The organism is Lentzea sp. NPDC054927 (genome assembly GCF_053610285.1).
The window spans coordinates 125,364-145,399 of the sequence record NZ_JBSGXZ010000004.1; the positions used below are offsets into that span (position 1 = coordinate 125,364).

At 67.1% G+C, this 20,036-nt stretch carries 19 protein-coding genes, 2 tRNA genes and 1 pseudogene; 14 read left to right on the top strand and 8 right to left on the bottom strand.

Annotated elements, in window-relative coordinates:
* Positions 1 to 752: 752 nt before the first annotated feature.
* Genes ACWGE0_RS08710 through rpmH form a run of 5 tightly spaced genes read right to left on the bottom strand, consistent with a single transcriptional unit; the run spans position 753 to position 3,161 of the window.
* Complete coding sequence (locus ACWGE0_RS08710) at positions 753 to 1,310, bottom strand: Jag family protein (protein ID WP_086664882.1); 558 nt, start codon at positions 1,308 to 1,310, stop codon at positions 753 to 755.
* Positions 1,311 to 1,341: 31 nt separating this feature from the next.
* Positions 1,342 to 2,391 (bottom strand): membrane protein insertase YidC, encoded by a 1,050-nt coding sequence (yidC, locus tag ACWGE0_RS08715; RefSeq protein ID WP_452260321.1) that lies wholly within the window; start codon positions 2,389 to 2,391, stop codon positions 1,342 to 1,344.
* Positions 2,392 to 2,395: 4 nt separating this feature from the next.
* The gene (gene yidD / locus ACWGE0_RS08720) at positions 2,396 to 2,653 is read right to left on the bottom strand and encodes a membrane protein insertion efficiency factor YidD (RefSeq protein WP_030465621.1); all 258 of its coding nucleotides are present in this window, start codon (positions 2,651 to 2,653) and stop codon (positions 2,396 to 2,398) included.
* Positions 2,650 to 2,991 carry a ribonuclease P protein component gene (gene rnpA, locus ACWGE0_RS08725; protein ID WP_319967152.1) on the bottom strand — a complete coding sequence of 114 codons (342 nt, stop codon included), beginning with the start codon at positions 2,989 to 2,991 and terminating at the stop codon, positions 2,650 to 2,652. The genes yidD and rnpA overlap by 4 nt, the downstream gene beginning before the upstream one ends.
* Before the next feature lie 26 nt (positions 2,992 to 3,017).
* Positions 3,018 to 3,161 carry a 50S ribosomal protein L34 gene (gene rpmH, locus ACWGE0_RS08730; RefSeq protein ID WP_030465619.1) on the bottom strand — a complete coding sequence of 48 codons (144 nt, stop codon included), beginning with the start codon at positions 3,159 to 3,161 and terminating at the stop codon, positions 3,018 to 3,020.
* A gap of 350 nt (positions 3,162 to 3,511) precedes the next feature.
* On the opposite strand from rpmH, the gene dnaA reads away from it, so the two are divergent.
* The 11 genes and pseudogenes from dnaA (at position 3,512) to ACWGE0_RS08785 (ending at position 16,043) form a co-directional block, all read left to right on the top strand.
* Positions 3,512 to 5,095: a chromosomal replication initiator protein DnaA gene (gene dnaA / locus ACWGE0_RS08735; RefSeq protein ID WP_452260322.1), complete on the top strand. Its 1,584-nt coding sequence runs from the start codon at positions 3,512 to 3,514 to the stop codon at positions 5,093 to 5,095.
* A gap of 726 nt (positions 5,096 to 5,821) precedes the next feature.
* Positions 5,822 to 6,946, top strand: a complete 1,125-nt coding sequence (gene dnaN, locus ACWGE0_RS08740) for a DNA polymerase III subunit beta (protein ID WP_452260323.1) — start codon at positions 5,822 to 5,824, stop codon at positions 6,944 to 6,946.
* Positions 6,947 to 6,986: 40 nt separating this feature from the next.
* On the top strand, positions 6,987 to 7,901 hold the full coding sequence (gene gnd, locus ACWGE0_RS08745) for a phosphogluconate dehydrogenase (NAD(+)-dependent, decarboxylating) (protein WP_452260324.1): 915 nt from the start codon (positions 6,987 to 6,989) through the stop codon (positions 7,899 to 7,901).
* Positions 7,902 to 7,905: 4 nt separating this feature from the next.
* A complete protein-coding gene (gene recF, locus ACWGE0_RS08750; RefSeq protein ID WP_452260325.1) occupies positions 7,906 to 9,012 on the top strand; it encodes a DNA replication/repair protein RecF in 1,107 nt (368 codons plus the stop codon).
* A 106-nt stretch (positions 9,013 to 9,118) separates the two neighbouring features.
* On the top strand, positions 9,119 to 9,652 hold the full coding sequence (locus ACWGE0_RS08755; protein WP_452260326.1) for a DciA family protein: 534 nt from the start codon (positions 9,119 to 9,121) through the stop codon (positions 9,650 to 9,652).
* 228 nt (positions 9,653 to 9,880) lie between these two features.
* Positions 9,881 to 11,851 (top strand): DNA topoisomerase (ATP-hydrolyzing) subunit B, encoded by a 1,971-nt coding sequence (gene gyrB / locus ACWGE0_RS08760; RefSeq protein WP_452260327.1) that lies wholly within the window; start codon positions 9,881 to 9,883, stop codon positions 11,849 to 11,851.
* 49 nt (positions 11,852 to 11,900) lie between these two features.
* Positions 11,901 to 14,444, top strand: coding sequence for a DNA gyrase subunit A (gyrA, locus tag ACWGE0_RS08765; RefSeq protein ID WP_452260328.1), 2,544 nt, complete (start codon positions 11,901 to 11,903; stop codon positions 14,442 to 14,444).
* 450 nt (positions 14,445 to 14,894) lie between these two features.
* On the top strand, positions 14,895 to 15,545 hold the full coding sequence (locus ACWGE0_RS08770) for a DUF3566 domain-containing protein (protein ID WP_452260518.1): 651 nt from the start codon (positions 14,895 to 14,897) through the stop codon (positions 15,543 to 15,545).
* A gap of 70 nt (positions 15,546 to 15,615) precedes the next feature.
* Positions 15,616 to 15,689 (top strand) — tRNA-Ile (locus tag ACWGE0_RS08775).
* 126 nt (positions 15,690 to 15,815) lie between these two features.
* Positions 15,816 to 15,935: pseudogene (locus ACWGE0_RS08780) on the top strand (DLW-39 family protein); the annotation flags it as partial.
* A 35-nt stretch (positions 15,936 to 15,970) separates the two neighbouring features.
* Positions 15,971 to 16,043, top strand: a tRNA-Ala gene (locus tag ACWGE0_RS08785).
* Positions 16,044 to 16,097: 54 nt separating this feature from the next.
* On the opposite strand, the gene ACWGE0_RS08790 is transcribed toward ACWGE0_RS08785, so the two are convergent.
* Complete coding sequence (locus ACWGE0_RS08790) at positions 16,098 to 16,493, bottom strand: DoxX family protein (protein WP_452260329.1); 396 nt, start codon at positions 16,491 to 16,493, stop codon at positions 16,098 to 16,100.
* 108 nt (positions 16,494 to 16,601) lie between these two features.
* Here ACWGE0_RS08790 and ACWGE0_RS08795 point away from each other — a divergent pair, with 108 nt between their 5' ends.
* Complete coding sequence (locus ACWGE0_RS08795) at positions 16,602 to 17,135, top strand: DUF2020 domain-containing protein (RefSeq protein WP_452260330.1); 534 nt, start codon at positions 16,602 to 16,604, stop codon at positions 17,133 to 17,135.
* 63 nt (positions 17,136 to 17,198) lie between these two features.
* On the opposite strand, the gene ACWGE0_RS08800 is transcribed toward ACWGE0_RS08795, so the two are convergent.
* Positions 17,199 to 17,765, bottom strand: coding sequence for a hypothetical protein (locus ACWGE0_RS08800; RefSeq protein WP_452260331.1), 567 nt, complete (start codon positions 17,763 to 17,765; stop codon positions 17,199 to 17,201).
* A 95-nt stretch (positions 17,766 to 17,860) separates the two neighbouring features.
* Between ACWGE0_RS08800 and ACWGE0_RS08805 the strand changes: the two genes are divergently transcribed.
* Both ACWGE0_RS08805 and ACWGE0_RS08810 read left to right on the top strand, forming a co-directional pair.
* Positions 17,861 to 18,409, top strand: coding sequence for a peptidylprolyl isomerase (locus ACWGE0_RS08805; protein WP_452260332.1), 549 nt, complete (start codon positions 17,861 to 17,863; stop codon positions 18,407 to 18,409).
* Positions 18,406 to 19,323: a rhomboid family intramembrane serine protease gene (locus ACWGE0_RS08810; RefSeq protein ID WP_452260333.1), complete on the top strand. Its 918-nt coding sequence runs from the start codon at positions 18,406 to 18,408 to the stop codon at positions 19,321 to 19,323. The genes ACWGE0_RS08805 and ACWGE0_RS08810 overlap by 4 nt, the downstream gene beginning before the upstream one ends.
* 8 nt (positions 19,324 to 19,331) lie before the next feature.
* On the opposite strand, the gene ACWGE0_RS08815 is transcribed toward ACWGE0_RS08810, so the two are convergent.
* Positions 19,332 to 19,727, bottom strand: a complete 396-nt coding sequence (locus ACWGE0_RS08815; protein ID WP_452260334.1) for a PH domain-containing protein — start codon at positions 19,725 to 19,727, stop codon at positions 19,332 to 19,334.
* Positions 19,728 to 20,036: the final 309 nt, after the last annotated feature.

The window sequence follows — 20,036 nt, forward strand, 5'->3', positions numbered from 1 at the left end:
CGGCCCGAGCGTTCGGGCGTCCATCGCACTCAGGCGCGCGACGCCCGCACCGACTCTCGCCACCGCCGAGCGCTCGCTTCGCACCACCAACCATGCCCACACCCTGCTCGCCGCGCCCACCACGTCCCGTGCCCGGCTCACACTTCGAGCCCGCCAAGTCCACGACCACTGGATCGCCGACGCCTATCCGGTTCCGCTGCAGCCATCACGCCTGACTCTCCGACGGTGCGGGATCCCGCACCCACCGCCCACGACTCCCGCCGGATCTCACGCCACCGCGCTCCCAGCGCCCGCGTCCCGCGCCGCCCACAGGTGCCACCGAATCTGAGGCCATCGCGTTCTCCAGCGCTCACCGCATCCCGCGTCGACCACGCGCGGCGCCTACCGAACCTAATGCCAGCCGTGCCACCGACGACTGCCACACCCTCGACCTATCGCACTGCACCAGATCTCACGCCACTGCGTTCCTTCCCTCACCGCGTTCCCGCATCGGCCACGCTGCGCATCCCGAACCCTGTCGCCGTGCCGTCGGCGCGTCCCTACCGAGCGGCCACCACATCCCGCGGCAACATCACCGCGCGCCACGGCTTCACCGCGCGGCCATCTCCCTCCGCGCCCATCTCGCCGCATGCCCGGCTCTCCCGCACCCCCCAGCGCATCCCGGTGACCGCCTCGCGCCCACCTCGCGCCTTGGACAGCAAACAGCCCCTGGTTCCCGTAGGAGCCAGGGGCCGTGAGTGGTGCGGGTGCCGTCAGGGCTTGGGGAAGATGATTACCCGGCGCTGCGGTTCCTCGCCCTCGCTCTCGCTGTGCACGCCCGCGACTGCGGCCACGGCGTCGTGGACGACCTTGCGTTCGAAGGGCGTCATGGGGTGCAGGCGCGCGCGTTCGCCGGAGGCCAGGACCTTTTCGGCGGTGGTGCGGCCCATTTCGGCCAGTTCGGCGCGGCGGCCTGCTCGCCACTGGGCGATGTCGAGCATCAGGCGGGAGCGGACTCCCGTTTCCTGCTGGACGGCGAGGCGAGTGAGTTCCTGGAGGGATTCGAGGACGTTCCCTCGGGGGCCCACCAGCTTGGACAGGTCTTCGCCGCCGTCGATGCTGACGATGGCTCGGCCGCTTTCGACGTCCAGGTCGATGTCGCCGTCGTAGTCGAGCAGGTCGAGCAGGCGCTCGAGGTAGTCGCCTGCGATGTCGCCTTCCTGGACGAGCAGGTCTTCGGTCTTGCTCTGCGACTGCGGCTCGGCCTCGGCTTCGGCCTCAGCCGGCGACGACGCCTCCACGTCGTCGGTCGCCTGCAAGGTCTCCGACACGATGTCTCCTCTCCGGGGCAAACGCCCGAAACTAGCGGCGCTTCTTGCTGCCCGGCTTCTTGCTGGTGGATCGGCCTGGGGTCAGGCCGGGGATCTCGGTGTTGGGTGCCGTGCCGTTCGCGTTGTCGGCAGAAGGCTTCGGCGCTCCACTGGGGCCTGCGGTCGGCATCCGCTTGGCGCCGTTCGCGGGCTTGGCACCCGGTGCGGGCTTGGCGCCCGGTGCTGGCTTCTTCGGGTTGACCGGCTTGACGCCCGGCTTAGGGGCCAGGGCCTGGCGGGTCTCCACGGCGGCGGACTTCTTCTCTTCTTCTTCGGAGTCGATCCGCTTGTAGACGATGTGCTGCTGGCCGAGGGTCCAGGCGTTGTTGGACAGCCAGTACAGCAGGATCGCGACGGGGAAGAAGAAGCCGCCGGCGAGGACGCCCAGGGGGAAGATCCAGAGCGTCAGCTTGTTCATGATGGCCGTCTGCGGGTTGTCCAGCGCGGCCTGGTTCTGGCGGGCTACCGAGTGGCGGGCCGTGAAGTGGGTCGCGATGGACGCCACGATCATCAGCGGCACGGACAGCAGGATGACGTTCAGGCGCTCGGTGCCGTACTGGGCCAGCTGGTCCGAGGGCATCGTGATGAACGTCGAGAGGTTGGTGCCGAAGAGCTTGGCGTTGACGAACGAGTCGACGCCCTGCTTGTCGAAGAAGTAGACCTCGCCCCAGCCGGGCTTGAACGACCGCAGCACGTGGAACAGACCGATGAACACCGGGATCTGCACCAGCATCGGCAGGCAGCCGCCGAGCGGGTTGACGCCGTGCTCGGACTGCAGCTTCTGCATCTCCTGTGCTTGGCGCTGCTTGTCGTTCGGGAACTTCTTCTTGATCTTCTGCATCTCCGGCGCGAACTCCTGCATCTTTCGCATGGAGCGCACCTGGCCGACGAACGGCTTGAAGAGGATGGCGCGGAGGGTGAAGACCAGGAAGATCACGGCCAGCGCCCAGGCGAAGCCGCTCGACTCACCGAAGACCTTGCCGAAGACCCAGTGCCAACACCACAAGATGAAGGACACCGGGTAGTAGATGAAGTTGAGCACGGAGCTACTCCTCGGTGGATACGTCGGGGACCTGCCGCCTCGGCGGAACGGGGTCCAGGCCTCCAGGGTGCCAGGGTCCGCAGCGCAGCAACCGGCGGATCGTCAGCCAGGTTCCGCGCAGCGCACCGTGGACGGTCAACGCCTCCACCGCGTACGCACTGCAGCTCGGGTAGAAGCGGCATGTCGGCGGCAGCAGCGGCGAGATGAATCGCCGGTAGAAGTGCACCGGCAGGAGTGCGACCTTGGCGGGCAACGTGGTCATCGCAGCACCTTGCGCAGGGCGGACGAGAAGTCGGCGGACAGCTCGGAACTCGAAGCTTCCGCTGCCGGGGCCAACGCTCGTACGACGACGAGAGTTCCCGGTGGCAGATCGGCCAAGATCGGGCGGACCACGTGGCGAAGACGCCGGTAGACCCGGTGGCGGACCACCGAGTTGCCAACTGTTTTGCTCACGACGAAGCCCACCTTGGACGAATCCAAGGTGGGCACGTCTGGCATCAAGGCGTGGACGACCAACCGGGGCCGTCCGGCGCGGCGGCCTCGACGGACCACCAGGCCGAAGTCCTGGCTGCGGGTGAGCCGGGCGGCCGGTGGGAGCACGACGACGCTGCGCTTACCAGCCGCTGTCAGGCGGACAGCGTGGCACGGCCCTTGCTGCGGCGCGCGGCCAGAATGGCGCGGCCGGCGCGGGTCCGCATGCGCAGCCGGAAGCCGTGCGTCTTCGCGCGGCGGCGGTTGTTGGGCTGGAAGGTGCGCTTACCCTTGCTCACGGCTGGTTCTCCCGGTGCTTCACTGCGTACAAGCCTGGTTGGTGTCCCCAACGAGCAGTGGACGTAGGCGCGACAAAGGCGCCCGTCGCAAGCGGGAGACTCATATGAGGGTACGCACGCCCGGGTGCCACGACCAAATCGGGGTGGCAGATGCCACGTCTTGTGAGGCGTGGCGGGCCTTGTTACCGTGCTTGCCTCGCGCATGCCGGAGCTGGCGTGGGAGCCGCCACCGATCCGGCAACACAACGCACCGTTTAGTGCACAGTTGTGGATAACTCTGTGGATGCCTCTATTCTCCGTGTCCACATGTGGAGTCTCGCGACTCCGGCGGAGGGGAGGGGAGCGCGGAGGTGTCGAACCAGCAGGTCGACCTTGGTCTCGTATGGGCCGAGGTGGTGCAGGAGCTAGCAACCAGCCACCTGTCCCCTCAGCAGCGCGCGTGGATGAGGGTCACCCGTCCGATCGGATTGCTGGACGGAACGGCCCTGCTCGCGGCGCCGAGCGACTTCGCGAAAGAGGCGATCGAACGCGCACTGCGCGACCCGATCACCGCGGCTCTCTCCCGCAGGCTCGGCCGCACGGTCTCCCTGGCGGTGAAGGTCGACTCGCCGGAACCGGTGAGCCCGCCGACCACGCCGATCCCGGTGCAGGCCGTCGTCCCCGGCATCCCGTCGGGCATTCCCAACGGCGACACGCCCGTCCTCGCGGACGAGGCGACCATCACAAACGTCAGCCCGAACAGCGACACCGACGGCTCGGACTCGGACGAGGTCGACGAAGCCGGCGACGCGCTCGCCGCCGTCACCGAGATCTGGCCGACGTTCAACACGGCGGGTGGCGCGACCCCCAACGGGAACATGCCGTACACCCGGCCCGCGAACCCGTCGCCGTCGCAGACCCGGCTGAACGAGAAGTACAACTTCGACACGTTCGTCATCGGCGCCTCGAACCGGTTCGCGCACGCTGCGGCGGTCGCGGTGGCCGAGGCTCCCGCCCGGGCGTACAACCCGCTCTTCATCTGGGGTGAGAGCGGCCTCGGCAAGACGCACCTGCTGCACGCCGTCGGGCACTACGCCCAGCGCCTGTTCCCCGGCATGCGCGTGCGGTACGTGTCGACCGAGGAGTTCACCAACGACTTCATCAACTCGCTGCGTGACGACCGCAAGGTCGCCTTCCAGCGCCGCTACCGGGACATCGACGTTCTTCTCGTCGACGACATCCAGTTCCTGGAGGGCAAGGAAGGTACGCAGGAGGAGTTCTTCCACACGTTCAACACGCTCCACAACACGAACAAGCAGATCGTGGTGTCGAGCGACCGGCCGCCCAAGCGGCTGGAGACGCTGGAAGACCGCCTGCGCACGCGGTTCGAGTGGGGTCTGATCACGGACATCCAGCCGCCAGAGCTCGAGACCCGGATCGCGATCCTCCGCAAGAAGGCGGCGCAGGACCGGCTCGCGGCCCCGGCCGACGTGCTGGAGTTCATCGCCTCCCGCATCGAGCGCAACATCCGCGAACTCGAAGGCGCGCTCATCCGCGTCACGGCGTTCGCGTCGCTCAACCGCCAGCCCGTCGACATCCAGCTCGCCGAGATCGTGTTGCGCGACCTGATCCCCGACTCGCACGCGCCGGAGATCACCGCCCCGACGATCATGGCGGTCACCGCGGAGTTCTTCGGAGTGTCGATCGACGACCTGTGCGGCCCTGGTAAGACGAAGGCGCTCGCGCAGGCGCGGCAGATCTCCATGTACCTGTGCCGCGAGCTGACGGACCTGTCGCTGCCGAAGATCGGTCAGACGTTCGGCGGCCGCGACCACACGACGGTCATGCACGCGGACAAGAAGATCCGCAAGGAGATGGCGGAGCGCCGGCGGATCTACGACCAGGTGCAGGAACTGACGTCGCGGATCAAGCAGCGCGCCCGCCACACGCCCTGATCCGACCCGGGTAGCAACGAAGGGGTCCTCCGACTCGGAGGGCCCCTTTTTCGTTCGCCCGCAACGGGACGCATCCGGTCGCAGCCGGAGCCGCATCGGCCCGCCGCACCCGGGAAGCACCGCGGGATACAACGACATCCAACGGCGAGAGACCAGCGCACGAGCCGTACGCGCGCGCTCGAACCCGGGTGGAGTCGAGGGGTCCTCGGCCGCGGAACCGGGCTTTCTGTTCGCCCACCGCACTCGAAGGGGTGGGGACAACTGGAAAAGTCTGAGACCCAGGCCACGATCTGGCCACGGAAGCCTGTTGAACACCCGGGTACAACTGCCCCGCACCCGGGGACGCACCCGGGGACAACTGTGGACGATCTGTGGATCGAGAGGTGTGCACAACTGGCTGTCCCCGGGTGCGCCGATCTGTCCCCGGGTGCCATCCCCCCTTAGTCCACATGGTGGGTGACACCTTGACCTGCAGGTTTAAGGGCTGTCCCCACAATCCACAACCCTTACTGTTACTGCTGTTTGATCTCTTCTAGAAAGAACTCAAAAGCAAAACAGCGTGGACAGCTCCCGGGGATCGGTGCCCGAACCCCGAAGTGACGGGAAGGGCCAGGACGCTCTAACGTGGTTGCTCCGCACCTCGGGTCAGCCGAGGTCGAGGCTCCCTAACCCCCACTGGCACGTTGTCGTGGTTGGGCTTGTCGACTGTCGAGGAAAGGACGCCTCATGAAGATCCGCGTCGAACGCGACGGCCTCGCCGACGCTGTCGCCTGGGTCGCTCGCAGCCTTCCGTCCCGTCCGCCGGTTCCCGTGCTGGGCGGCGTGCTGCTCGACGCGGAGTCGGACGAGGCGCTGACGGTCTCCGGATTCGACTACGAGGTCTCGGCCCAGGTCGGTGTCCCGGCCCAGATCGCCGACGCCGGTCGTGCGCTCGTCTCCGGCCGTCTGCTCGCCGACATCACCAAGGCGCTGCCGAACCACCCGGTCGAGATCGCGGTCGACGGCGCCCGGATGATGATCAGCTGTGGCAGCGCCAGGTTCAGCCTCCCGACGATGCCGGTCGAGGACTACCCGGCGCTGCCGTCGATGCCGCAGCTCATCGGTGAGCTTCCCGGCGAGGTCTTCGGCGAGGCGGTCGGCCAGGTCGCCGTCGCGGCCGGCAAGGACGACACGCTCCCGATGCTCACCGGCGTCCGGGTCGAGATCGGCGAGGGCAAGCTGACCCTCGTCGCCACCGACCGGTTCCGGCTCGCGATGCGCGAGTTCCCGTGGGAGCCGGACGAGGCGCTCGGCGAGGTCGCGGTGCTCGTCCCGGCCAAGACGCTCGGCGACGCGGCCAAGACGCTCGGTTCGTCCGGCGGCAAGGTCGAGATGTCCCTCGCGGCGAACGACGGTCTGCTCGGCCTCGCCGGCACCGGCAAGCGCACGACCACCCGCCTGCTCGACGCCGACTTCCCGAAGTACCGCCAGCTGCTCCCGAGCGAGCACTCGGCCGCCGCGATCATCGACATCGACGCGCTGCAGCAGGCGATCAAGCGCGTGTCGCTCGTCGCCGAACGCGGCACGCAGGTGCGCCTCGAGTTCGTGGACGGCGGTCTGCGCCTGTCCGCCGGTGGCGACGACGAGGGTTCTGCCGAGGAAGAGCTCCCGGTCGAGTACACGGGCGACGCGGTCACGATCGCGTTCAACCCCGGGTACCTGCTCGACGGACTCGGGGCCGTTCGAACCCAGAAAGTCCACTTGTCCTTCACCACACCCAGCCGACCGGCGTTGCTCAAGCCGGTGGACGAGGATGGGAACGTGGCACCGGGCTACCTGTACCTCCTGATGCCCGTTCGCCTGCCCGGCTAAAACCCTTACCGGGTAACAGAAACGTTTAGGGGAGAACACCGTGCAGCTCGGACTCGTCGGCCTCGGCAAGATGGGTTTCAACATGCGCGAGCGGGTGCGCCGTGCCGGTCACGAGGTGATCGGCTACGACCGCAACCCGGAGGTCAGCGACTCGGAGTCGTTGGCGGACATGGTGTCCAAGCTCGAAGCGCCGCGCGTCGTGTGGGTGATGGTGCCCGCCGGCGAGATCACCCGTAACACCGTGACCGAGTTGTCCGAGCTGCTGCAGCCCGGCGACCTCGTGATCGACGGTGGCAACTCCAAGTTCACCGACGACAGGATCCACGCGGACCTGCTGGCGGAGAAGGAGATCGGCTACCTCGACTGCGGTGTGTCCGGCGGTGTGTGGGGCCTCGACAACGGCTACGCGCTGATGGTCGGCGGCGACGCGAAGCACGTCGAGCAGGCGCAGCCGATCTTCGACGCCCTGCGTCCGGAAGGCCCGCGCGAGGAAGGTTTCGCGCACGCGGGCAAGGTCGGCGCCGGCCACTACTCGAAGATGGTGCACAACGGCATCGAGTACGGCCTGATGCAGGCGTACGCAGAGGGCTTCGAACTGCTCGACAAGACCGATGTCGTCGACAACGTGGGTGCGGTGATCACGGCCTGGCAGCGGGGAACCGTTGTGCGGTCGTGGCTGCTCGACCTGCTGGTGCGCGCGCTCGAGTCGGACCCGGAGCTCGACGACCTCCGCGGTTACGTCGAGGACTCCGGCGAGGGCCGGTGGACCGTCGAGGAAGGCATCAACAACGCGGTGCCGCTCCCGGTGATCTCCGCCGCGCTCTTCGCGAGGTTCCAGTCGCGGCAGGAGGACTCGCCCGCGATGCGTGCGGTCGCCGCGCTGCGCAACCAGTTCGGTGGCCACGCGGTGCACATGGCCGGACCGTCGTCCGGCTCCGGCAGCACCCAGAGCTAGCGAAGTGCACGTCAGACACCTCCAGGTCAGCGACTTCCGTTCGTGGGAGCTCGCCGACCTGGAGCTCGAGCCCGGCGTCTCGGTGCTCGTCGGGCGCAACGGCCAGGGCAAGACGAACCTGGTCGAGGCGATCGGGTACGTGGCGACGCTGGGTTCGCACCGCGTCGCCACCGACGCGCCGTTGATCCGGCACGGTGCGCAACGCGCCGTTGTGCGGGCGGCCGTGGTCAACGACGACCGCGAGCTGCTCGTGGAACTCGAGATCACGGCGGGCAAGGCGAACCGGGCGCGGATCAACCGCGGACCGGTGCCGCGTCCGCGCGATGTGCTCGGGATCCTGCGCACTGTGTTGTTCGCACCGGAGGACCTCTCTCTTGTGCGAGGCGATCCGAGCGACCGGCGGCGGTTCCTCGACGAGATGCTGATGTTGCGCGCGCCGCGGTTCGCCGGGGTTCGCAGCGACTACGACCGTGTCCTCAAGCAGCGCAGCGCGTTGTTGAAGACGGTGAAGCATTCTCGATCGGCGGACCTGTCGACGCTCGACGTCTGGGACGGGCACCTCGCCCAGCACGGCGCGGAGCTGCTGGCCGCGCGGATGAAGCTGGTCCGCGACATGGCGGACCACGTGACCTCGGCCTACGCGGAGGTCGCACCGGAGTCACGTCCGGCGCTGATCTCGTACAGGTCGAGCGTCGGCGAACTTCCGGAGGACAGGGAGAGCATCGAGGATCTGCTGCTGGCCGAGCTCGACCGGGTCCGGCGGCAGGAGATCGAACGCGGCGTGTGCCTCGTCGGCCCGCACCGCGACGACCTCGAGCTCACCCTCGGGGAACTCCCGGCGAAGGGCTACGCCAGTCACGGAGAGTCATGGTCTTTCGCGCTCGCGCTGAGACTCGGCGGGTACGAACTGATGCGTGTCGACGGCATCGAACCGGTGCTCGTGCTGGACGATGTCTTTGCCGAACTCGACCGCGGCCGGCGTCAGCAGCTGGCCAAGGTCGCGGCCGCCGCGGAGCAGGTGCTGATCACCGCGGCGGTGGCGGAGGACGTTCCGGACGAGCTCAGCGGTGCTCGGTTCGAGGTTCAGGGCGGGGAGGTACGACATGTCTGACTCACCGGGTTCAGACCCCCAACATGTAGCTCGATCGGGTGTGCCCGCCCACACATCTGGGGACAAGTCTGTGGATGGTGTGGATAACTCCGTCACAAATCCGGACTTGTCCACAGGTTCATTCACACCTGAGGGTGAGCCACTGAAGGGTTCTGACCTCGCGCGGGCCGCTCTGGAGGCCGCGAAGGCCAGTGCGAAGGCCCGCGGCAGGGTCCCCGGGAGCAAGTCGAAGGGCCGCCCGGTCAACCGCCGGCGCCGGCGTTGGTCGGGTCCGGGACCGGACGACCGCGACCCGCAGCCGCTCGGCAGGATCGCCTCCCGGATCGCCGCGGACCGCGGCTGGGTCGAGCAACTCCAGGGTGGCCAGGTCTTCGGTCGTTGGGCAAAATTAGTAGGTGAGGACGTTGCCGAGCACGCGACACCGATCGCTCTCAGTGACGGGGAACTGACGGTCCAGGCGTCGTCGACGGCGTGGGCCACTCAGCTGCGCCTTCTGCAGCGCGATCTGCTCAAGCGGATCGCCGCAGGCGTCGGCAACGGCGTCGTCAAAAGGCTCAAGATCAAGGGACCGGACGCTCCGAGCTGGCGACACGGCCCCAGGCACGCGCCTGGGCGCGGTCCGCGTGACACCTACGGGTGAGGTCCTGTCAAGGGCTCAGCGGCCGTTCTGTGGCTCAATGAGCGTTCACCAGCGGATTTGAACCCCCGTTTCAGCGGTCCGCACCCACCTTCGGTCACTTGAGGGCCTCTGTGACCGAATCAAAGGTGTCCTTGCCCCCGTTCTGTCGGGGTGGCCCGGTAGAATCACGGGGAGCGTCACCAATCCACGTGCGGGCACGGCCCGCATCAGCGAGGAGACTCCAGGCCCGTGTCAGCAAAGAAGAATGAGTACGGCGCGTCCTCGATCACTGTCCTCGAAGGCTTGGAGGCAGTGCGCAAGAGGCCGGGCATGTACATCGGCTCGACCGGCGAGCGCGGTCTGCACCACCTGGTCCAGGAGGTTGTGGACAACTCGGTCGACGAGGCGATGGCCGGCTTCGCGACGAAGGTCGACGTCACCCTGCTGGCCAACGGTGGCGTCCGGGTGATCGACGACGGTCGTGGCATCCCGATCGACATGCACCCGGTCGAGGGAGTGCCGACCGTCGAGGTCGTCATGACCAAGCTGCACGCGGGCGGCAAGTTCGACAGCGACTCCTACGCGGTGTCCGGTGGTCTGCACGGCGTCGGCATCTCCGTGGTGAACGCGCTGTCCACCGCCGTCGACCTCGAGATCAGGCGCCAGGGTCACGTCTGGACCCAGCGCTACGAGAGCTCCAAGCCCGCGCACGAGCTGCGCCAGGGCGAGGCGACCGACGAGACCGGCACCACCACCACGTTCTGGGCCGACCCGGAGATCTTCGAGACCACGACGTACAACGTCGAGACGATCGCGCGCCGCCTGCAGGAGATGGCGTTCCTCAACAAGGGGATCACCATCGTCCTGCGCGACGAGCGGGTCTCGGAGGAGGACGAGGTGGCCGACGCCGAGGGCCACCAGGCCGCGGTGAAGGAGCGCGTCTACCACTACCCGGGTGGTCTGGAGGACTTCGTCCGCCACATCAACCACACCCGCGAAGCGGTGCACCAGAAGGTCATCGCGTTCGAGGCGAAGGGCGAGGACCTCGAGGTCGAGGTCGCGATGCAGTGGAACACCGGCTACACGGCGTCGGTCTACACGTTCGCGAACACGATCAACACGCACGAGGGCGGCACGCACGAAGAGGGCTTCCGCGCCGCGTTGACGCGTGTCGTCAACGAGTACGCGCGCGAGAAGAAGCTGCTCAAGGAGAAGGACACCAACCTCACCGGTGACGACATCCGCGAGGGTCTCGCCGCGATCATCTCGGTGAAGTTGAAGGAGCCCCAGTTCGAGGGCCAGACGAAGACCAAGCTGGGCAACAGCGAGGCCAAGTCGTTCGTGCAGAAGTCGACGAACGAGCACCTGGCCGACTGGTTCGAGCGCCACCCCAACGAGGCCAAGACGATCGTCAGCAAGGCGGTCTCGTCGGCGCAGGCCCGCATGGCCGCGCGCAAGGCCCGTGAGCTGGTCCGCCGCAAGGGCGCGCTGGACATCGGCGGCCTGCCGGGCAAGCTGAAGGACTGCCGCTCCACCAACCCGGAGGAGTGCGAGCTCTACGTCGTAGAGGGTGACTCCGCCGGCGGCTCGGCTAAAGAGGGCCGGGACTCCATGTACCAGGCCATCCTGCCGATCCGCGGCAAGATCATCAACGTGGAGAAGGCGCGCATCGACCGCGTGCTGAAGAACAACGAGGTCCAGAGCATGATCACCGCTCTGGGCACGAGCATCCACGACGAGTTCGACCTGTCGAAGCTGCGCTATCACAAGATCATCCTGATGGCGGACGCCGACGTCGACGGCCAGCACATCCGCACGCTGCTCCTCACGCTGCTGTTCCGCTTCATGCAGCCGCTGCTCGAGCACGGCCACGTCTATCTCGCCCAGCCGCCGCTCTACAAGATCAAGTGGCAGCGCATCGAGCCCGAGTACGCGTACTCGGACCGCGAGCGCGACGGACTGATCAAGGAAGGCCTGGCCGCGGGCAAGAAGCTCGGCAAGGACGACAACATCCAGCGGTACAAGGGTCTCGGCGAGATGAACGCCGCCGAGCTGTGGGAGACCACGATGGACCCCGCGAACCGGGTGCTCCTCCAGGTCACCATGGACGACGCCGCCACCGCCGACGAGCTCTTCAGCGTGCTCATGGGTGAGGACGTTGAGGCACGCCGCTCGTTCATCACGCGCAACGCCAAGGACGTGAAGTTCCTGGATGTCTGATCCCGGCTCGTTCTAGACATCCACGGCTGGCGAAGAGGAAAGAAGAACCGTGACTGAGACGACCCTTCCGCCGGAGCACGACCGCACCGAGCCGGTCGACATCCAGCAGGAGATGCAGAACTCCTACATCGCCTACGCGATGAGCGTCATCGTCGGCCGAGCGCTGCCGGACGTGCGCGACGGGCTCAAGCCCGTCCACATCCGCGTGCTCTACTCGATGTTCGACTCGGGGTTCCGGCCGGACCGCGGCTACAACAAGTGCGCCCGCGTCGTCGGCGACGTGATGGGCAACTACCACCCGCACGGCGACTCGTCGATCTACGACGCGCTCGTGCGGCTCGCTCAGCCGTGGGCGATGCGGTACCCGCTGATCGACGGTCAGGGCAACTTCGGCTCTCCTGGCAACGACCCCGCTGCCGCCATGCGCTACACCGAATGCCGCCTCACCCCGCTGGCCATGCACATGCTCGCGGACATCGAGGAAGAAACCGTCGACTTCCGCGACAACTACGACGGCCGCATCCAGGAGCCGACGGTCCTGCCGTCCCGCATTCCGAACCTGCTGATCAACGGCAGTTCGGGTATCGCGGTCGGCATGGCGACGAACATCCCGCCGCACAACCTCCGCGAGGTCGCGTCGGGCGTGGTGTGGGCGCTGGACAACTGGGAGGCCTCCGACGAGGAGACCCTCGAGGCCGTGATCGAGCGGATCAAGGGCCCGGACTTCCCGACGTACGGCCAGATCCTCGGCAACTCGGGCATCCAGGACGCGTACCGCACCGGCCGCGGCTCGGTGAAGATGCGCGCGGTCATCGAGGTCGACGAGGACGCGAAGGGTCGCACGATCCTGGTCGTCACCGAGCTGCCGTACCAGGTCAACCCGGACAACCTCGTCGAGAACATCGCCGCGCTCGTGCGCGACGCGAAGCTCACGGGCATCTCGAACATCGCGGACGAGTCGAACAGCCGCAGCGGTATGCGCATCGTGATCACGCTCAAGCGCGACGCGGTGGCGAAGGTCGTGCTGAACAACCTCTACAAGCACACCCAGCTGCAGTACTCGTTCGGCGTGAACATGCTGGCGCTGGTCGACGGCGTGCCGCGCACCCTGCGGCTCGACCAGATGATCCGTCACTACGTGAAGCACCAGATCGAGGTCATCGTCAGGCGGACCAGGTTCCGCCTGCGCAAGGCCGAGGAGCGCGCGCACGTGTTGCGCGGTCTGGTCAAGGCGCTCGACCACCTCGACGAGGTCATCGCGTTGATCCGCCGGTCGCAGACGCCGGACATCGCGCGCACGGGCCTGATGGAGCTGCTCGACGTCGACGAGATCCAGGCGAACGCGATCCTGGAGATGCAGCTCCGCCGCCTGGCCGCCCTGGAGCGCCAGAAGATCATCGACCAGCTGGCCGAGATCGAGGTCGAGATCGCGGACCTCAAGGACATCCTCGCGAAGCCGGAGCGGCAGCGCGCCATCGTGCGCGACGAGCTCATGGCCATCGTGGACAAGTACGGCGACGACCGCCGCACGGAGATCATCCCGTTCGACGGCGACGTGTCCATGGAGGACCTGATCGCGGTCGAGGACGTGGTGGTCACGATCACCCGCACCGGCTACGCGAAGCGCACCAAGACCGACCTCTACCGGGCGCAGAAGCGCGGCGGCAAGGGCGTCCAGGGCGCGCAGCTCAAGCAGGACGACATCGTCGCGCACTTCTTCGTGTGCTCGACGCACGACTGGATCCTGTTCTTCACGAACAAGGGCCGCGTGTACCGCACGAAGGCGTACGAACTGCCTGAGGCGAACCGCAACGCCCGCGGCCAGCACGTGGCGAACCTCCTCGCGTTCCAGCCGGAGGAGGAGATCGCGCAGGTCATCCAGATCAAGAACTACGAGGTGTCGCCATACCTCGTGCTCGCCACCCGCAAGGGTCTGGTGAAGAAGTCGAAGCTCACCGACTTCGATTCCAACCGATCGGGTGGTCTTATCGGCATCAACCTGCGCGAGGACGACGAACTGGTCGGCGCGGTGCTCTGCTCGGCCGACGACGACCTGCTCATGGTGTCCGCGGACGGCCAGTCGATCCGCTTCCACGCGACCGACGACGTCCTGCGCCCCATGGGTCGTGCGACGTCAGGTGTGCAGGGCATGCGCTTCAACGCCGAGGACGAGCTGTTGTCGGTCGGCGTCGTGCAGGAAGGCCTGTTCGTTTTGGTCGCGACGGACGGTGGGTACTCGAAGCGAACGCCGATCGAGGACTACCCGGTCCAGGGTCGCGGTGGCAAGGGTGTGCTGACGATTCAGCACGACCGCCGACGTGGCAGGCTGGTGGGCGCGCTCATCGTCGACGTAGACGACGAGCTCTACGCCATCACCTCGAGCGGCGGGGTCATCAGGACCCGTGCCGAGCAGGTGCGCAAGGCTGGACGGCAGACGAAGGGCGTGCGGCTGATGAACCTCGGCGAGAGCACCACTTTGATCGCCGTCGCACGCAACGCGGACGAGCCCAGCGACGTCACTAACGGTGAGGCGTCTGTCGCGGAGGACTCTGCCGACGACCAGGCAGTCAGCCCCACCGACTCGGCTGAGTAGCCGGAATTGCTAGCGAGAGGCTAAGGACAGCTCGTGACTCCACCCGAGAACCGCGAAGGCCGGGACGCGGACAAGACCGCGGTGATCACCAAGCCGACTCCCCAGAACGCTGCGGAGAAGAAGGCGGACTCGGCCGCGCCGTCGGCCTCCGGTTCCTCGGGTGGAAACGCACAGGACAAGACCAAGCCTGTGTCGGCGGAGAAGGCGGCCGAGGCCGCCAAGCCCGCAGCTGCTCCCGAGACTGCCGCCGCACCGGCCAAGCCCGCATCGGCCAAGCCGGACACTCCGGCTCCTGCCGCTGCTGCGCCGGCAGCTCCGGCCACTCCGGCTGAGCAGAAGACGGTCTCGATCGACACGCCGGCTCCTGCCGCCGCGTCGGCGACTCCGGCTCCGGCCGCAACACCTGCTCCGGCCACCCCGGCGCCGGCTCCGGCCGCCGACGAGCCGGTCATCGTCTCCGCACCGCCGCCCTGGCAGCGCGTGACGAACGACACGGAAGCGTCCCACCAGGACGCGACCGAGGCGTACGTGGTTCCGGGCGCTCCGCCCGTTCCGTCCGCCGGCTCGACCCCTGAGCCGGCGTTCCCGTCGACCGACCCGGACACCGTCAAGGTGCAGAAGCCCGTGGTCACGGGCTCGGCCGTGCCGGTCGGCCTGGGCAGCAGCCGCACGTCGGTGAACATGGGCAACAGCAGTGCCCGCCCCGCCGCGGCCACTCCGTCGGCCCGCCGCCCCGGTCGCGGTCCGCGGCGCGCCTCGCTCCAGGTGAAGCGCGTCGACCCGTGGTCGGTGCTCAAGCTCGCCCTGGTGCTGGGAGTCGCGTTGTTCTTCGTGTGGCTCGTGGCGGTCGGCGTGCTCTACGGCGTGCTGCACGGCATGGGTGTCTGGGACAAGATCAACAGCACCGCGAACGACCTGCTCCAGGCCAACGAGCCGGGCGAACCGTTGATCAGTGCCGGCCGCGTGTTCGGCGTCTCGGCGATCATCGGTGCGGTCAACATCGTGCTGTTCACGGCCCTCGCAACCGTTGGCGCGTTCGTCTACAACGTGTCCGCGGACTTGGCCGGTGGCTTGGAGTTGACGCTCTCCGAGCGTGAGTGACCCCCGGATTTGGGGCAGCGAAGGACGATCCTGTAAGGTCTTCCTCGTTGCCCCAAGGGGTGATGATCGAGGGCCTATAGCTCAGGCGGTTAGAGCGCTTCACTGATAATGAAGAGGTCGGAGGTTCAAGTCCTCCTAGGCCCACTCGATTTCTTTCGAATCATCATCATCGTTATGTCTGGGATTGCATCCCGGAGCCCCGGCCCAAGTCTCGCGAAGCCTGTAGGCTGGTGCGGTAGGTCGGGGCATAACAGTCTTGGAGGGTTTCCAGTGGCTAAGAAGATCATCGCACTCGTCGTGGTCGCCGGTGCGGTCCTGTTCTTCGTCAAGCGCAGCCGTTCGGCCAAGGCCGACGCGGACCTGTGGCGCGAGGCCACCGCTCCCACGGACTGATCCCGCGGGCGGCCTGCCGCCCCCGGATCCATGGGGACGTAGCTCAATTGGCAGAGCACCGCCTTTGCAAGGCGGGGGTTAGGGGTTCGATTCCCCTCGTCTCCACATCGCATTCACTGAAGCCCTGTTCGCGCCGCTGCGAACAGGGCTTCAGTGCGTTTAAGCGTTGGTGAGTGACTTCTTGGACGACTTGTTGAGGAGTTGGTCGACGCTCCACGCGCCGGCCCCTGTGAACACCAGCATCAGGAACGCCCACGAGTAGACCGCGGCGAGCTCGCCGCCGTTCGCGATCGGCAGCAGGGCCTTCGGCTGGTGCACCACGAAATAGGCGTAGGCCATCGCACCGGACGCGATGAACGCGGCCCAGCGCGTCCACAGGCCGATCAGGATGAGGCCGCCGCCGACCAGCTCGATGACGGTCATGGGGCCACCCGGCCAGGACACCAGGTTGGCTCCCTTGATGACCCTTTGCACCCCGTGGATCAAGAAGAACAGTCCGATGACGATGCGGAAGAGCGCCAGGGCGTGCTCTCGTCGTTGCTCCAGGAACTCCATGAACAAGGTCCTTCCGTGGGTGCGGGGCAGGGGCAGGACACAAAAGGTATGGACCAATTAGAGTGTGCCGGTCAACGCGCTTTTGGTATCTGGTTGACTGTTGCCCCTATGAAACGAGCACTGTTGCTGCCCCTGCTGGGCGTACTCGCCGCGTGCGGCACCCCCGTCGCCCAGGACGTGCCGGTTCCCACGACCCAGCCCCAGCGGGTCACCACCACGACCAGCGCCGCTCCGACAGTGCCGCCCGCACCCCAGCCCGTGAACGACGGTCCCTGCCCGTACCTCGCGACCAGTTTCGTGGCCGAGGCGAACGGTCAGCGCGTTCCGAAGGTGAAACTGTCAACGGACGAACCGCACCCGGCGTGCTTCTTCTACGCCACGGCGACCGAGATCCAGCTGACCGTGCGGGTGTACGTCGGTGACGAGCGGGTGGCCAAGTCGATCGTGAACGCGGCGGCGCCGGACGGTTCACAGCCCGCGAGCTCGCCCACGGGGTGGGCCGGAGGGTACGTCAGCAACGACACCGGTGTCGTCTACGCCGTCTCAAAGGGCGATGCCGCCGTGGTCGTGACGACGAACCAGAAGCAGTCGATCAAGGCGCGCCGCATCGCCGAGGAAGCGGTCAAGGGCCTCAAGATCTGAAATCCGGGCATGCGAAACGGGTGGCCTTCCTGCTGGAAGGTCACCCGTTCTGCGTCTCAGGAACTACTTGATCGGTTCCTTCTGGGTCGGCACCTGGCCGTTGAGGACCGGCTCCGGCATCGGGGCCTGCTCCTCGTCCTGCAGGTGGACCTCCTCCGGCCTGCGCGTCAGCGCGACGTAGCCGGCTGCCGCAGCCGCGATCAGGATGCCGAGCACCCACGGCCACCTGCGCCGCTTCGGTGCGTCGGCGCCGAGCTGGGCCGCGGCCTTGCGGATCTCCTTGGCGCGCACCTTGGCGTCCTTGCGCGCGTGCTTGGCCGCCTTCTTGACTTCCTTGCGAACTACCTCGGCCTTGCTCATGAGGTCCGCGCGCGTCTTCGCGCTCTTCTTGGCGAGGCGCTTGCGCGAGCGGCGGGTCTGCTTCTCCCAGTCCTCGGCCTTGCCCATGAGAGTGTCGGCTCGATCCACCAGCACGCCGCGCACCTGGTCGGTCGTGATGCCACGCTCCGCCAGCTTCACCTCGGCGGCGTGACCTGCGCGAACGACTCCCTGACGCGCGGCCTTCAGACCGGTGCCGACAGCCTTGCCAACGGACTCGCCGGCGCGGGTCATGACGTCCACCTCGTCCATCCTGTGCTCCACAACGTTGTCGTCCGGTTATGCCTCAGGGGTACCCATCGTGCCCCTTTCTGAACATCGCCGCCTGTGGATGGCACGATGGGGTGGTGGCTGACAGCAATGAATCCTTCGTCGGGACCAAGGTGACGGCGACCCTGCACACCACGCAGGGCGACATCCGCATCACTCTGTTCCCCGACCACGCCCCCAAGACGGTGGCGAACTTCGTCGGGCTCGCCGAGGGCACGAAGACCTACACCGAGGTGAACGCCGGTGGAACGAAGTCGGGACCGTTCTACGACGGCACCCTGTTCCACCGCGTCATCGCGGGCTTCATGCTCCAGACCGGTGACCCGACCGGCACCGGCCGCGGTGGCCCCGGCTACCGCTTCGCCGACGAGTTCAACCCCGAACTGCAGTTCAACCGGCCCTACCTGCTCGCGATGGCGAACGCCGGGCCCAACACCAACGGCTCCCAGTTCTTCGTCACCGTGGCGCCGACGACGTGGCTGAACTTCAAGCACACGATCTTCGGTGAGGTGGCGGACCAGGAGTCGCGCGACGTCGTCGACGCGATCGGCAACACCACGACCGGCGCGGGCGACCGTCCGGTCAACGACATCAAGATCGAGCGGATCACGATCGAACGCGCGTGAGCGACGCACTCGTGCCACCGGACGGGCCGATCGGAGCGCAGCCGGAAACCCCGGTGTGCGCACGTCATTCCGATCGGCCCACCCGGCTGACCTGCACCAGGTGCGACCGTCCGATGTGTCCGGAGTGTCTGCGTGACGCGTCCGTCGGCATGCAGTGCGTCGACTGCGTCAACGAGGGCCAGCGTTCGGTCCGCCGTCCCCGCACGCTCGCGGGTGCGGAGGTCTCGAACAGCCGGCCGATCATCACGCAGGTGATGATCGCGCTCAACGTGCTCGCGTACGTGGTCACGGTCGTGCAGTCCGGCAGCCCGATGAACAACTCCCGGTCGGGCCTGTTCACGGCGACGTCGATGATTCCCGATCTCACCGCCAACGGTGAGTGGTGGCGCATCGTCACGTCGGGCTTCATGCACTTCGGGCTGATCCACCTCGCCCTCAACATGGCTGCCCTCTACGTGGTGGGCACGATTGTCGAGCAGGAGCTGGGCAAGCTGCGGTACAGCGCCGTGTACTTCCTGTCGCTGCTCGGCGGCAGTGCGGCGGCGTTCTTCTTCGGCACCGTCTGCCAGCAGCTCGCCGGCGCGTCCGGTGCGGTGTTCGGCCTGATGGGCGCGCTGCTGATCGTGTTCAAGCGGCAGAAGCGGGACATCTCGACGATCGTCGTGATCGTCGGGATCAACCTGGTGTCGAACCTCTTCACCAACGCCTCGCTGCTCGGGCACCTCGGCGGGTTCGTGATCGGCGGCCTGCTGACGCTCGCGATGGTCAGGGCGCCCGCGCAGAACCGCAACGTCTACCAAATCGGTGCCGTGGTGGCCGCGGTCGTGCTGCTCGGCGTCATGTTCGCCCTGCGCGCGGCTCAGCTCGACACCGACGCGGAGGTCATCATGGAGATCGCCCGGACCTGCCGCTGATTTGTGCTTTACGGGCGCAAGGCGTGCAGGACGCCGGCGACTTCTTCCGGATCGGCGCCGAGGTCCAGTTTCGTGAGCACCACGAGACGGTCTTCGGCGTCGAGTTCCAATGTCTGCTGTTCCCTGCCGAGGCGCCGGGTGGACTGCAGCTTGATCTTCACCTCGTGCCACGGGAGGTGCGTGGTGCTCGCGAACCCGCGCACGGAGAGCCCGTTCACGTCGGCGGTGAGCCTCGGCCTGGCGAGCGTCGCGAACGTCGCGAGGTAGCTGACCAGCAGTGTTGCCAGTCCGACGAGCAGACGGCCCGCGTTGTCGTCAGCGAGGAACGTCGCGACGGCGAGCATGAGGGCGAGCACCCACGCGACGGCGACCATCGGGGCGGGGGTGGACCAGGTGCGAGTCACACCGTCGAGTGTCCCGCATGAAATGTGGACAACTGAACGGGTCCGCATGAGGGAAAACCGTCGCTTGTGCATTTTGGTGCAAAGTTGTCCACAGGACTTGTCCCCAATGGGGATGACTTACAGCCGTGTGCTTCGGTGACGCTCGGATGAACCAGGTGAACCTGGAGCGAACAAAGGTCGGGCCGGGCGGGTGTCGTGCGGGCCCGCCGGTACGAAACGTGGGATTGGGTGCTCTGAGCGTGGGGGGCAGCGCCACCCCAAAGTCAAAAACAGGCCGCAGATAAAAAGCCCGAAACCGATGGCGAAGTT

Excerpts from the sequence above, each read along its gene's own strand:
- yidD (WP_030465621.1), bottom strand. The coding sequence starts at position 2,653 with ATGACCACGTTGCCCGCCAAGGTCGCACTCCTGCCGGTGCACTTCTAC.
- dnaN (WP_452260323.1), top strand. The coding sequence starts at position 5,822 with ATGAAGATCCGCGTCGAACGCGACGGCCTCGCCGACGCTGTCGCCTGG.
- ACWGE0_RS08790 (WP_452260329.1), bottom strand. The coding sequence starts at position 16,493 with ATGGAGTTCCTGGAGCAACGACGAGAGCACGCCCTGGCGCTCTTCCGC.
- ACWGE0_RS08795 (WP_452260330.1), top strand. The coding sequence starts at position 16,602 with ATGAAACGAGCACTGTTGCTGCCCCTGCTGGGCGTACTCGCCGCGTGC.
- ACWGE0_RS08800 (WP_452260331.1), bottom strand. The coding sequence starts at position 17,765 with ATGGACGAGGTGGACGTCATGACCCGCGCCGGCGAGTCCGTTGGCAAG.